This is a genomic window from Acinetobacter sp. MYb10, from assembly GCF_002980175.2.
Lineage (GTDB): Bacteria > Pseudomonadota > Gammaproteobacteria > Pseudomonadales > Moraxellaceae > Acinetobacter > Acinetobacter guillouiae.
On sequence record NZ_CP058272.1, the window covers coordinates 683711 to 696993 of the forward strand.

15 protein-coding genes and 3 pseudogenes are annotated in these 13283 nt (G+C 32.4%); 2 read left to right on the plus strand and 16 right to left on the minus strand.

All coding sequences use genetic code 11. From position 1 onward, the window contains the following. Positions 1-74: 74 nt before the first annotated feature. The gene (locus CQZ96_RS03170; protein WP_105712682.1) at positions 75-380 is read left to right on the plus strand and encodes a hypothetical protein; all 306 of its coding nucleotides are present in this window, start codon (positions 75-77) and stop codon (positions 378-380) included. Positions 381-877: 497 nt separating this feature from the next. After that, a complete protein-coding gene (locus CQZ96_RS03175; RefSeq protein WP_004724430.1) occupies positions 878-1372 on the plus strand; it encodes an SMI1/KNR4 family protein in 495 nt (164 codons plus the stop codon). 269 nt (positions 1373-1641) lie between these two features. On the opposite strand, the pseudogene CQZ96_RS03180 reads toward CQZ96_RS03175, so the two are convergent. The 16 genes and pseudogenes from CQZ96_RS03180 to CQZ96_RS03255 all read right to left on the minus strand — a co-directional run. Next, a pseudogene (locus tag CQZ96_RS03180) lies at positions 1642-1824 on the minus strand (N-acetylmuramidase domain-containing protein); the annotation flags it as partial. Between the two features lie 187 nt (positions 1825-2011). Then, complete coding sequence (locus tag CQZ96_RS03185) at positions 2012-2836, minus strand: NPP1 family protein (protein WP_105712684.1); 825 nt, start codon at positions 2834-2836, stop codon at positions 2012-2014. Between the two features lie 230 nt (positions 2837-3066). Then, positions 3067-3453, minus strand: a pseudogene (locus CQZ96_RS03190) (phage minor head protein); the annotation flags it as partial. Beyond that, a pseudogene (locus CQZ96_RS03195) lies at positions 3449-4382 on the minus strand (hypothetical protein); the annotation flags it as partial. The pseudogenes CQZ96_RS03195 and CQZ96_RS03190, both read right to left, overlap by 5 nt. After that, the gene (locus tag CQZ96_RS03200; RefSeq protein WP_105712685.1) at positions 4383-4850 is read right to left on the minus strand and encodes a DUF2280 domain-containing protein; all 468 of its coding nucleotides are present in this window, start codon (positions 4848-4850) and stop codon (positions 4383-4385) included. It lies immediately after the preceding pseudogene. Positions 4851-4908: 58 nt separating this feature from the next. Next, positions 4909-5550 carry a putative metallopeptidase gene (locus CQZ96_RS03205; RefSeq protein ID WP_105712686.1) on the minus strand — a complete coding sequence of 214 codons (642 nt, stop codon included), beginning with the start codon at positions 5548-5550 and terminating at the stop codon, positions 4909-4911. Continuing rightward, positions 5519-5986: a hypothetical protein gene (locus tag CQZ96_RS03210; protein ID WP_105712687.1), complete on the minus strand. Its 468-nt coding sequence runs from the start codon at positions 5984-5986 to the stop codon at positions 5519-5521. The genes CQZ96_RS03205 and CQZ96_RS03210 overlap by 32 nt, the downstream gene beginning before the upstream one ends. Before the next feature lie 45 nt (positions 5987-6031). Continuing rightward, positions 6032-6418: a hypothetical protein gene (locus tag CQZ96_RS03215; RefSeq protein WP_105712688.1), complete on the minus strand. Its 387-nt coding sequence runs from the start codon at positions 6416-6418 to the stop codon at positions 6032-6034. 439 nt (positions 6419-6857) lie between these two features. Next, the gene (locus CQZ96_RS03220; RefSeq protein WP_171287869.1) at positions 6858-7028 is read right to left on the minus strand and encodes a hypothetical protein; all 171 of its coding nucleotides are present in this window, start codon (positions 7026-7028) and stop codon (positions 6858-6860) included. Positions 7029-7177: 149 nt separating this feature from the next. Continuing rightward, positions 7178-7354, minus strand: a complete 177-nt coding sequence (locus CQZ96_RS03225) for a hypothetical protein (protein WP_171287870.1) — start codon at positions 7352-7354, stop codon at positions 7178-7180. A 73-nt stretch (positions 7355-7427) separates the two neighbouring features. Next, positions 7428-7730 (minus strand): hypothetical protein, encoded by a 303-nt coding sequence (locus CQZ96_RS03230; RefSeq protein WP_146113207.1) that lies wholly within the window; start codon positions 7728-7730, stop codon positions 7428-7430. Positions 7731-7996: 266 nt separating this feature from the next. Further along, positions 7997-8245, minus strand: coding sequence for a hypothetical protein (locus CQZ96_RS03235; protein WP_105712690.1), 249 nt, complete (start codon positions 8243-8245; stop codon positions 7997-7999). A gap of 2967 nt (positions 8246-11212) precedes the next feature. Next, positions 11213-11521 (minus strand): hypothetical protein, encoded by a 309-nt coding sequence (locus tag CQZ96_RS03240; RefSeq protein ID WP_105712693.1) that lies wholly within the window; start codon positions 11519-11521, stop codon positions 11213-11215. A 30-nt stretch (positions 11522-11551) separates the two neighbouring features. Next, on the minus strand, positions 11552-11785 hold the full coding sequence (locus CQZ96_RS03245) for a hypothetical protein (RefSeq protein ID WP_105712694.1): 234 nt from the start codon (positions 11783-11785) through the stop codon (positions 11552-11554). Between the two features lie 315 nt (positions 11786-12100). Continuing rightward, complete coding sequence (locus CQZ96_RS03250) at positions 12101-12730, minus strand: hypothetical protein (RefSeq protein WP_105712695.1); 630 nt, start codon at positions 12728-12730, stop codon at positions 12101-12103. Positions 12731-12806: 76 nt separating this feature from the next. Then, positions 12807-13280: a hypothetical protein gene (locus tag CQZ96_RS03255; protein WP_105712696.1), complete on the minus strand. Its 474-nt coding sequence runs from the start codon at positions 13278-13280 to the stop codon at positions 12807-12809. Between the last annotated feature and the right edge of the window lie 3 nt (positions 13281-13283).

Below are 13283 nucleotides of genomic sequence, written 5' to 3' on the forward strand. Positions count from 1 at the left end.
ACATAAAGGCTCAGTCTAGACTGTATCAAGTGATAGTCTATGGTTGTATTGCGCTCATCTCCATTATCTTCTTTATGAATGTATGGGGCTATAACGCTATACTAAAATATAAATTAAATAATCCTAAAAATATTATTGAAACTTGTGCATATTTTAGAGGGGTAAGTAAATCTAAAAATGGTTCAGGTTATTACCTTAATGTTGATAACTATATTTATGATACCCAAAGAATTCGTCAAAAAGCTTTTCCTTCTGGTTTAACATGGCGTGACTTTTATGAATCTTTAGATAAACAGCCATCTAAGTGCCATAAGATAAAATATGTGCAACTTGATTCTATCTTATCGAAAAAGATTTTTATTTATGACTATCAAAAGTAGTTATAAACTATTAATTTAAGAGTACTTTTTCCTATTTAATATGTAATGGGGATTATGCGAATTCGCTCTCACTCAGAGGGCCATTCTTCCCTTAATCTTTCTGCATCAGTTGCGTGTCAATCAGCTTTTTTTGCCATTGATCGATATTCAATAATGCAGTTTTCGAGTATGTCACTGTTGGCAGTGGTGTACTCAATGATGGTTTCTTTACCCTTGCCCTTACTTAAGCTTTAGTAGTTTAGGACACGGTAGCATTTTACATGAGAACTTATCAAAGTTTTTAAATAAGCTCTATTATGTTATTTTTAGTGAATCTAAAAGGTGGTGGATATATTAAATAGTGGTTTGACGGTGGTTAAAAGATACCAGTAGGTGGTTGGAGTGAAAATGATATTCATCATATTAAGCCTCTAATATTTTGAGGTACTAATAATTTAGTGCCTTTACAAAGAAAATGCATTAAAGGGAATATTCTCAGTTTTGGAATAGGTACTAGTATGAATTATAGTTTTGAAGTCAATGTAGGTTTATTAAAAAATAGTTGGACGAAACCTAAAGCAATAAATAATATTTCCATAGATATGTTATTTAGATGTAGGTTCTTACATGGAATAAATGAATTTAATGATATACCCTTTTCTGAAGATTTTATAGAATTCTATAGAATTTCTAATGGTGCATATTTGTTTGAAGATGTTATATATGGACAGTGGGGGTTAATATTATTAGATTTATATTTCATAGAAGTAAAAACACAAGAATTTATGCATGATTATAGAGATGATTTCATCTTTGGGGATTATATTATTGGTGAGTTTTTGGGAGATAATGATTTATTGCTATTAAGGTTAGATGAAACTAAAGAGGATTATGGCTCTATAATAGTAGCAAACCGAATGGATAGCAGAGAAGAGTGGAAAAAAGTAGAAAGAAATTTTCGTAATTTTATAGTGAATTTTGCAATTAATGAGGGACAGAAATATTGGGAATGAATATTTTGAGTTTGATGAGTGCTGATGAAAAAACAGCAGAATTTAAAGCTTAAAAGATAAAAGTCATTGAAGAAAACAAAGGAAATGTCTCAAAAACAGCAAGACAGCTCTAGCTTTCGCATTCTCAGTTTGAATAATAATTTCAGTCTGTTTGTATTTCTGGATCTGCCCTACTTTGTGGTTCAGTAAGGCAAGACAAACAATCTACAAAAAAGTGAGAAGTCCGATTAAGATTTCTCGCCATTTTGATAGTGCTTTAAAAATCCATATCATTTGTCGATACTCCATTTTTTATATGCATTAGCCAACTTCACATCATAGTTATTAATTGCATAATTTTTGCCGTTATAACCTTTAGCAAAAACTTTCCAATCTTTGTTTTTAAGGGCATTCACAAGATTATTTACCTTTATATATCGACACATCGCATCAAGCTGTGAGGCTTCATCTTTATCAATTCGACCACCACTATATACTTCTGCATCAAATGTACGGCGCTTCTTCGTACCATCTTCATTAATCGAAATTGGTGCGTTTACAGCTGTAAATTGATGCTTCAGATGTTCTTTCAATTCATCTGGCATTTTCATGCTCCAATAAAAAACCACCCATTTGGGTGGTTTTATAATTAATAAATAGTCAATTAAAACTTACATCTTTCCAGTCTTTAGGTTTATGTTTGTTTAAAAATTCTGCATCATTTACTCTAGGCACTGTCTCACCCCAATTAGCAGAATTATTTATTATTGATCTAAATTTAGCATTAGCATTTTTAAAATCGACAACTTCATAATCTTTAGCTGCAAACCATGATTTATCAGGACTAGGATCCTTATTTGTCACAATCTTGTTTTTATCACTTCCAGCAAAATCTAAATAATGTGTTGTTTTCTTAATAATATACTTAACACCAAATGCATTTACATTATCTGCCAAATGCCCCGTATCCCCTGCTTTACGCGTGTTTACCCCTTTGTGTTCAGTTGTTGAAACAAATTCTGGTTTATCATCCTTCATCCAAACTATCGCATGCTCCCATTCGTGACGATGTCCTCCCAAATACCCATCATCTTTAACAGCGTACAATCCAAATACACGAGCCTTATATTCAGGTTTATTCTTTGATACAACTTCGTTATAAACTATGTAAGCCTTACTTAATTGGTTAGCATAACCACAATGGCCATTTTTAGCTCCCCCTGTTCCTATGCCATGATTTGCCTTCAATTCCTTTTTGTCTGAATCAAACCAAACAGGTGATGAAGCTAAGCAGCCATCAGTACCGAACGCAAATACAATACGTCCTTTGTTTAGGTCAACTGGAGATGGTGGCTTGTTTTCAGCATTAATTGTTAGACATGCAGCCTCATCAGCTGGACATAAGTGTTTTGGCCAATTCTCTGCAAATGAAGTTAATGGACTCAAAAATCCAATTGCAAATAATGAGAAAATTGCTTTTTTCATGATTAATACTCTTAATTAATTTTACTAAGTATTAAAAATAAGGCTCAAAAAGCATTAAAAAAATACCTGAAATTGGGTAATATTCAAAAAGGTTGAGTTTATATAAATCAAATAACATATAAAGTGCTATTTGCAATGAACATTCGATTAGCGCGCTCTTCAGTTTTTTTCAAAATCACCTCACTATCTGTAATATCAATAACTTCTAAATTCAAATCTGATGCCAGCAGATAATACAACGTCCAAAAAGGATCATCTATGTGCCTAATGATGTTGTTTAACTTAAGGTGAGTTGGTCTTACCCGACTATCATTAATCGCAACATACATTAAATATGGTCGTGATTCCTTGTTAGCCTGTTGCTGTGTCCATCTACCGTGTGCATAAGCCATCTGCATGTTAGTACGGTAGATATTTGCTAGGTGATGATCTGAGAGTTGAATGCCCTCATCAGCTATATGTTTCTTAAACTCATCAAAAGTTGAACCATCTTCAGTTGATTTATTTACCAGCTCCAAAACAGTCTTGATTTGATCGATAGAGGCCAATCGACTTACTGTAGCGGAGTAATGCCTTGTTTTAATATCAAGTAAGTAAAACTCTTCAGGTAAAGCGAGTCAATTTATCCGTACCGCGCTGCACAGGTAATACTGGAACACCTGAATAAGTTCCTAGATTTTGAATAAGTTGAGTTCCATGGGCTTTATCTTCGACTTTCATCCAGCGGATTGGTCTTAACTCATAGGTATAATCTTTGTGTTTATCGATAAACTTCTGCGCCTGACGGTTCATTTCAGGGGCTTCCCATTTACCACGTAAAAGATCAATCAAATAGAGCTTCCCATCAATGCCAATCCCCTGGTACATTTCCAGACATAACAAAATTTGTAGGATCTTCAGAATGAAGACGCTGCATGATCATAATGATTGGAGTATCTGACTTTGCTTTTCGTGAATTGACGGTGTTAAGAATTTTTCGATTAGCCTTATCTCTTGCAGGCTTACTAAATGCGTCTTCAGGCTTTAACGGATCATCTAGAATGATGCAGCCAGTAAAACCATCATCAGCTAAGGTCCCAGCACGGCGACCTGTGACCTGACCACCCATTGAAGCAGCATAAATATGTCCTGCTTCATAACCATCTACAGTGGTTTTCCAGCTTGCCTTAGCATCTGTGCTTGTCGATATATTTGTCTTCCACATTTGCTGGAAATCATCTGATTTCACTATGTTTCGTGCTGTGGATGACACATCCTCCACCAGCGACTGAGAATAAGATAAATACAAGAACCTTGAGCGTGGATTTAAACCAATACCCCGTGCAATTAGATTTGTAGTTAATTCGGTTTTACCAGCACCTGGTGGAACGTTAATCACAAGGTTTGCAATGTTACCCTTAACTACCTCATCTATAAGCCAAGCAACATATTCATGGTGCCAATTCACAATGAATTTAAACCCCATTCTTGGTTTGAAAAAACGGCGTGTGAAATACAAATGCTCTTGCTCGCACAAAGTCTTTTCTACATGTGTTTGCAGATTCATTTAATACTCCTCTTGTGCCCTCCTAACCGCTTCATTTACTTGTTCTTGGGTGGCTTGCACTAAAGAGGTTTGCAGTGGTTCACCTCCCTTGCCAGTGATTTCTTGACGATTGGTATATTTACCACCAACGTCCTCAGCTGCTTGCTTGAGAATATTTAAAGCAGCTACTCGATTCTTTGAGTGCTTCTGATATTGATTCTCTAATCGTTGAAGGCGCACAGCCAAATTTGCTATTGGAATACTTTCTGGTTTACCTAAAAACATTTCACGCGTCTTTTCAAAATCAAGCCTCAATTCTTCACTGAGATTCTCACCTGATCGTTTTGTAGGATCATATTTTTCACATTGCTGCTTAGTAACTTTTATCCCGTAATCTTGGTGGACGAGCTCCACTGTTTCTGACGGTGTGTTAAATACGGCAAGTGAACGAACTATAAAAAGTTTTACCTCTTTTTTTAGTGCCGCCATAACCTTTATCCTGTCAACCTACGTCAACCAAAATAGTTAAAAAAAAGAGCCTTATGGCTCAATTAATCAAACATGTACCGCAGCACTTGGAAATATTTAAATCTGATACAAACGGCGGGTTTTGAGCTACCTCAACCAATCGCTTGACGTTTTCGCTTGCTCCCCAGCGTTTGACCACCCCGATAAATTCCTCTACATCATGGCCAGCTAAATAATGTTTAGGTAAGCCTGTATGATCGCTATAGAGGATTTCTCCATCTTCATCACGTTCTACACCAATGTGATATAGCTCATGCTCAATCAAAGCGCAAAATTCACGATCATTTGCACGTTCGCAAAAGCTTGCATCTACAGTAATGAGATATATAGGTACAAATCCAAACCAGTCGCGCATTTGTTGTTCTTGCCGAGCTTTGCGCCATCCGCCCTGATTAAACATTACTTTTTCACACTGGCCTAACACCATCCGTTTTTTAGCTACTGCGGCAGATGATGCCCATGCGAATGCTAAAAATGTTTCATCGTCATGTAATAGCTCTGCTATGTGGTCATGATCCGGATTATGTAATGCACCGCCAAGCGTTAGAAAATTGGTTACCACCCATTCTTTTAGATCCACAGCAGGTGCCAAGCGAATCGCTTCTTCTTCCTCTGCTTGATCAATAAAATCAGTCGGTGGAAATGGTCTGATCTGTTCCATTGAAAATATGCCTCTTCAAATTCTTGAGCCACTGACTAGAAAAATTAGCTTCGACCTGCAATGGTCCATCTTCCTGAATTTTATATCTTGGTGATGACTCTATTCTCACAACTGTATAACCCATATCGGCAGCAACATCGTAACGATCCATACTCCAAGCTTTATCTTTCAGCTTACCTTTGCGACCACCCGACCATGGTCCACCTGAGATCTCAACTAAAATTCTGTGCTTAATAAGATGGAAATCGAAACGCCAATGTTTTGTTGATTCAAATTTGAATAATTTCTCATACTTAATTTTGAATACATTCAACGATTGCTCAAAGTCTTTAAATGCTTCTAAGTATGCTTCTTTTGCCTTTGGCAATGGTCTTGTTCTTGGTTTTGTTTTAATAGGCTTCTTTGGGGTAAGAGTGGTGTATTGGTTAATTTCCATAAAGGAATCTCCAATAAAAAACCTCCCGAAGGAGGTTATTAATATTTAATTAAGTGTTGGTTTCGGAATTGGTATCGAATTTGGAATAAGTTCTTGGTTTTTAAGAGTGAAACGTTTTGGACAACTTTTATTACCCCATTTAGTTACAATACCATTTTCGATTAAATACTTCATTACACAAAGTGGTGAGTTTGCCCCAATACCCCAGTCCACTTCATAAGAAATAATTTTTGAACCATTTGAAGCAGTATAGTTGTAATCAGGTGGACCTAATTCACTCACTAAAGTGATTTCTGATTGCCCTACTCTTTTACTCATTTTATCGCTAATCGTGGCTACTCTATTACTACTACCTGGTAAAGTTCCTGTTGGGGAGTTAACACAACCTGAGACGAAAAAAGCAATACTTGTTAATAAAATTAAAAATTTCATAATTATGTCGCTTATTATTAATCAAATTCTTTTTTACTTTATATTTTTGTCTGAACACTCTCAACTAAAAAAATGTTTTTCTTTTTTACAAAGTTCACGGAAGTGTTTGAATTTTGGTGTTGGTTTTGCATCTACAGTTTTCAGTGAACATTAAAAAGCCCCTAAGAAGGGGCTTTAAGATTAATCAACATATTCTTGTTCAGAGGGAATCAGGAACACAACAATCAACCTATATTATTTTTTAACATTTATTCAAATTTTTGTTTAATACTTTGTAGAACAATTTAGCTCAAATTTATTATTTATTAAATTTATGTGGCACTTATCACTTTCCCTCATTCCCTTTCAATAAAGGATCTGCAAGCGACTTGTGCAAATAACAACCACTTTTGAAATTTAGTTGTAAAAAAAGACGCCTAAGCGCCTTTTAATAAACTACTTAACAATTATTTTTCTTGGCTTGACCGGGTGGGCAAAACCGTCCATTGCCATGACCATCGTTATAGCGACCATCAGGGTCAACAACAATACTTCCTTCAGGTGTATGCACAGCGCAAGCCGTTAAGCTAAAACTGCAAAATATCATTAGTGCAATTAATATAGATTTCATAATCGAACTCCTTTTAGAATTAAAATAGAATTATTTATCAGGATTATCTACTTTAAATTTGTTATCTAAAAGTCAAAATTTCTTATTCATTAAAAAGCCCACCTTTTTGATGAGCTTATAGCCTTTAATTCCAAATACGGGATAATCCTTTATCTAATCTGCCTTGCCAGCTTCTCAGCCTCGACAAACGCATCATGAAAACTTACTTTATCTGAAAACCAAAACTTATATGTCTTTACACCAATTACAATAGACTGCTGAAAGTAATCGATTGGGCTTTTCTCTACAACTTGACCGCTCAGCTCACCACCGATGCAAATATTCATGTGTTTTCCTATTTATCGGTGGGAGTGTAGCACTTTTGATTGGTGTGAAATGCAAAAAACAATAAATGGATAATTAAAGATTATTTTCCGATTTAAATGTTTTGATATCAATCAACTCGCCATTATCACAAATATATGTAATAACATCTTCATCTTGATAACTGTTATCTATCTCACATCCCATCTTATCTCTGTAAATTTCGAACATACGGTCTGCCTGCTTATCATTATATCTAATGAATCCCAACACAAGAATCGGAATTATAAGGACCGCAATTACCATCACTTTATCAATTGCAACTTTCTTAGACCGAAATTCTATCGCTAAATTGTAGAATCCAATTCCAGATAAGCCAACAACTGCAACCCAAAACATGATTGCATTCTTTTGAAATAATAAAAGAAAAACTAAAATCAGATATAAAACTACAAGAATATTTTTTTTCATAAAATTTAATAATATTTGAGGAATTTTTCAAAAACAAAACCCCGCAATGCGAGGTTTATCTAGTGAATTACATAACTTCGTCCACTATAGCTGAAATATGCCATATCCCTTGTACAAGGTCAAGATTCTAGCTACTTTTGTCAAAAGAATATGGAACTATGGTGTTTTTATCAAAACAATTATTTAAATTTATATTAATTCCAAAAAACTGAAAATATTTTTTGGTCTCCTGATGAGCGTACTTGTACTTTATACCCTGCCTGCTTGAATTCATCACTCAAGTTACATAGGTCCTGGTGATCAATCTCTTTTGAGATATTCTCACTCATTGACAACTCGCCTTCATCAGCTTTAAGGACAATTTGTGATTTTAAGAATCTTTTTAGATTGTCTATAGAGTGTTGTTGAATATTCTTAGGAATATCCCTCAATTCATTCTTCATCGTACTTACCCTCTTTTACATAAATATTAGAGAATAAAAAACAGCTAAAAATATAAGTATTAGATAAATATCTAAGAAAATTAGCTGTTTTTTAAACTCTTAATTTGTTAGTTATCAAAAGCTTTTAGACAATGGCGACAGACAATTAATTCACCATCTTTACAACGATGAATATCCAACACTCTGTGTATGCCAATGAAGCATTTAAAATATTGAAACACAATTGCCTCCTCTCTAAATGCATATCTTTAGATATGCTTATGTCTACATTGAATTATTTATAAATCCATATTCCTGCAGGAACGCTTCCAAACTCATGAACTATTAAAGTTAGTACAACGAAGATAAAGAAGAAAAATGTAATGTTCAGCGCTTTAAATATCATTTTCTTCATCCTCGTTTTGTTACGCTATTGCTTCTATCGAAACTCTTTTAAATTATTTGATCGACAAATTCTTCAAGATTCAATTTGAAGAAGTTCAAATTTTCTTAAATCGTTTAATAGCAATAACTTCCAACTATCCCCCATGCTTAACAAGACTAATATTTTCATAATTCATTTTTACTTTGTAAATATGAGAATATTAAAAATAGCACCTTGATTTGTATCAATATTATGTTCTTAAGATAATTTTTGTATTGAATGTGAAAAAATGTAATAAATTGATCATTTTTTAACGATAAATTTTGAAATATTTTTTGGAATAACAAGTTGTTTTTTTGATATTAGATATAAAATATTCAATTCAATCATGCTTATTTTTTTATTAAAACTCTTGGACTTCAAGATATCTTAGGTCTTCTAGAATTTCTAAAATTTCATTTACGATAAAAATCTGATCGCAGATTCCATTATTCTTCTTAATTATTTTAAAACCAAGTTCAATATTGGATCTCACATTTTTAGTAAAAATTCTAGAATTTTTCACGATCAAACACGATGATAACTCATGTTCATTTCCATCATTATCGACAACATAAAGCAAATCTGTAAAATTCAATTTAGAGCTCTTATGGGTAAAAAATCGAAAAACAAAGGGAAAACAATTGATTAATAAAAATTATGATTTATTTGAATAATAAATCAGCGCAATTATAGCAAAAAGTACCAAAGTAATTTGGAGAATTAATGAAATCATAGATGAGCTCTCTCCTTATTCGTTATTTCATTAAAGTCAGTTAGATAGAACATTTTTAAAAATTACTGCGATTTCAAAATAAAAAATATGACTAAAGTGTAATTTTTTACATTTGAATTATTACCTAATAAAAAGATAATCAACTTCAATAAACTTAATACTAAACAATCATTTAACTCAATATATAAAAAATATATTAAAAAAAGCCCACATGATTGGAGATGTGGGCTCAAACATCAAAAGCTTCTATTAGGAAAAGCTAGAAATTGCAAAGCGATTTCATGGTGTGATTTTAAAACAATTTATTTCTAGCACATTGGCATAAAATACCTAAATTAATTAATACTTAACAGTAATAAACTTAATTTAGTAAAATTAAACAGTTTGCTATTTCTTGCCAATTCTGGAGTTAAAATTGCCACATTGATTAAATTCAATTCATTTAAAAACAATTAATCATTTAATCAAATAGACATTAGTCGGAGCACTTCCTATAAGATAAATTAGAATCGTGAAAATAAGAAATATGCATATAAAAAAAGCAATGTTTAAAAATCTAAATTTCACAAAGAACCTCAATTTTTATGCTCTTTAAATAGCCATGATTTGATCCACAATATGAAGCAGAACAAGAATCAATCAATAAAATGTAAGGTAATTATCATTATCAAATATTATTTATAGTTCAATCTTGTCTGACAACATGCTTTAAATTTACCATGATAAAATTCAGAAGATTATTGAAATGAATACTCACCCATGAACATTTTTTGTGGTTATGAATATTCATAGTGGTTTTAATTTGAAACTTATAGTTCTTTAACTTTGATTAATAAGGAATTACAAAGTGTTCGTGATAGATTTTTAATCATGTAGATTCTGCAGCAAACACCTTTGTGTTTTTTTATAATTTTGAATCCGTTTTCAATCTTGATTTCAGAATTTTTAACGAAAATTTCTCCGTCTTCACTAACTTGAGTTCGAGTTAGTTCATGCTCATTTCCATCATTATCAATTAAAAAAAGCGTATCGTTGTAACTCATCATAAATCCCTTCCTATGACTAATAACAATAGAAATATTGAAACATGATAGACAGATCTGTACAACATGCTTTTGTTCTAACACGGTTACATCTTATGAATGAAAAGAAGTGGGATTTTAAACTAAATTAGAGAAAGACACGATAATTTTAAATAAAAAATAAATCATATAATTAATAATAATCAAAAGACAATCTTGATTTGAATAAATAAAAAGCCCATCTTTCCAATGAGCTTTTTAACTTAACGAAATTATTATACTACCCATAACGCTGCAGGCAACCTCCCGAAGAGATAGACTAACAATGTAAGAATAGCAAACATAAAGAAGAAAAAAGCGATGTTTATTGATTTATGTAGCATGTAATCACCCCTATTTTTTATTGTTCAGAAACTATACAACACTCTTTGTATTACCTAAATAACTTAAAATTCTTAGCTTATTGTTCTGAGTAAATATCCTCCTTCTTAAAGTTTTTGTTTCATAAGAAATAGAGTGCCCGTCTTTCCGGGCTGTCAACAAATTCACAATCTATATATCTTAGACTGAGATTAAACCTGACTATAGATGATAATGATTTTCATTTCAATAATATCACTTAAAAAAATACCCACACTTTGGGGAAAGATGGGTATATAAACTATGAATATTTTGCAATAAATTAACAATACTTTAAATTAATCACACTATCAATAATAATAGTTATTTAATTAACATTTTAAAACATATTTGTTAAATAAAAAACATATGGTATAGAAGACAAAACCCGATAATGGACCATTTTATTAATCTATAATTTTTAGATCTTCGAGTACTTCGTTAAGCTCAAGACCTACAGTGATTGCTCCACAATTTTGGCATTCACACAAATACAATGTTTTCCTAGTTCTATATATGTTCATTTCGTATTCTAGGCAGCTTGGACAGAGATACCTCTCAAATATTAGATTTGATTCAATTCCATCTCTATCGTCAAGCTCAATCGCATCAGACTCTTTACTATTAGATTGCTCAATATTAAATTTCGGATCACTCTGATTGGTGTTATCTTCAGAGGCTAAATTTAATAAGGTGTCTTTTATATTTTTCGCCAACGAATACTCCTCATAAGCTCCTCTAAAAGACTAAAATTCATGAATCTCAATCAAAAAAATACGATCTCGATTTATCTTTACCTTATCTACAACAAAAATTTGAACGCATATACCGTTTAGTTTTCTAATTATTTTGAAGCCTTTCTCAATTTTTGCTCTTAGATCTTTGGTCGATATTTTAGAAAGGTTTTCTACTCGACAAAAGAATAACTCTCTTTCATTTCCATCATTATCAATAATGTAAAGTAATTCTATATAATTCACTCTAGCCTCCAACTTTAACTATATTGGCTATAAAACTAAGAATTTACTCACGAGTAGATTTAGCTTATCGGAATGAAGAATCAATTTACAGCCAATTAGAAAAGCCTAATTCTATCTATTAGTTATTATTAACAAGTTTAACTTTTAAAAAGTCTTAATTTTGTCGAACAATTTAGTAGTTATTAATATTTAAGGTAAAAAAATACCCACTGAAGAGGGTCTTAGTGGGTTTAAAATCAATCAAATACGTGGATTACAATTAGTTCGTCCACTATAGTTAAAATATGCCATATCTTGTGTACACAATCAAGAGGGCTAAATAAAAAAACCTGTGTAGTGTTTTAACAAGCCAGTTCTTTCAAAAAACTCTTCACCCAAAAATTCAGGAATATATTTATTGTCAGCTGTGGCATCTTCATCTGGATGCCCTCCTATAACTCCACCATCAATCAAATCAGCTACTTTATGATTTCCTTCTCTACGATAAAACTCTGCCAAAGTTGATAGGAAAGTAAAATCTAATATTTCTCCAGTTGGAAGAGTCAACCACGTATGTAACTCTAAAGGTTTTGTAATATCATACCCGTTGTTTAGAGCATTTATTCTCAAATCCATTTCCTGAAAAAACATTTTACCACCATTTTGGTGTATCAAATGTCCAATAGTTATAACCGAATCAACCTTATAGAAATCATCTACATATTGCTTGAGATCGATATGAGTTGCATGACAAGTAGCTACTAGATCCTCATTTTTTAAATTCAATTCTTGGATAGACTTTTGAAATTCAATAAAATTATCTTTAGTCAAAAGTCTTTCTTGAGTCAATTTAAGAGACTTATAATTGCCCAAATTGAATTTTTTAGAATTTTTGGCTGCTAAATTGTAATTTTTACAATATTCACTCTCTTCTTTTTTGAACATTCGATCAAAAACTGCAAACATACAAACCCTTTCAAATTATTAATATTATTCAACATTACCATTTTGTAAAATTTAATTTTACAATTTTCTGTATGTTTTATATTAATAATTCAGATTTTAAATTTGGGTATCTACCTGAAATAAATGCTAATGCACATTTCATGTCTTGTCTTATTTGAATGGTAGAAGTTTCGTACATTTGAGCTACTTCACGGAGCTTTCTATTTTCTACAAAAATTTGCCAAACAACATCAACCCAATCCTGAAGTGATTCACTTTCAATTTGACGTATATCAAGAATAATTCGCTGGAATGCACGTGCTTCATTATCCGAAATATTACAGACAACTCCACGGCGTAGTTGAGGCTCTTTAAAATTTTCATCACGTAGATATTGAGCTATTAAATCTTCACGTTGCTTCTGAGTTAACTTCTTTGTCGGAATAGTTTTATATACTAATCGCTTAGTTTCAGTATCCCCATTCATCCATGCACCAAACTGACGAAACCAATCTTCTGTGCTAAAACGTGTCCAATCTGTCGCTTGAATAATTGTAACTGCCGCATTCATGTA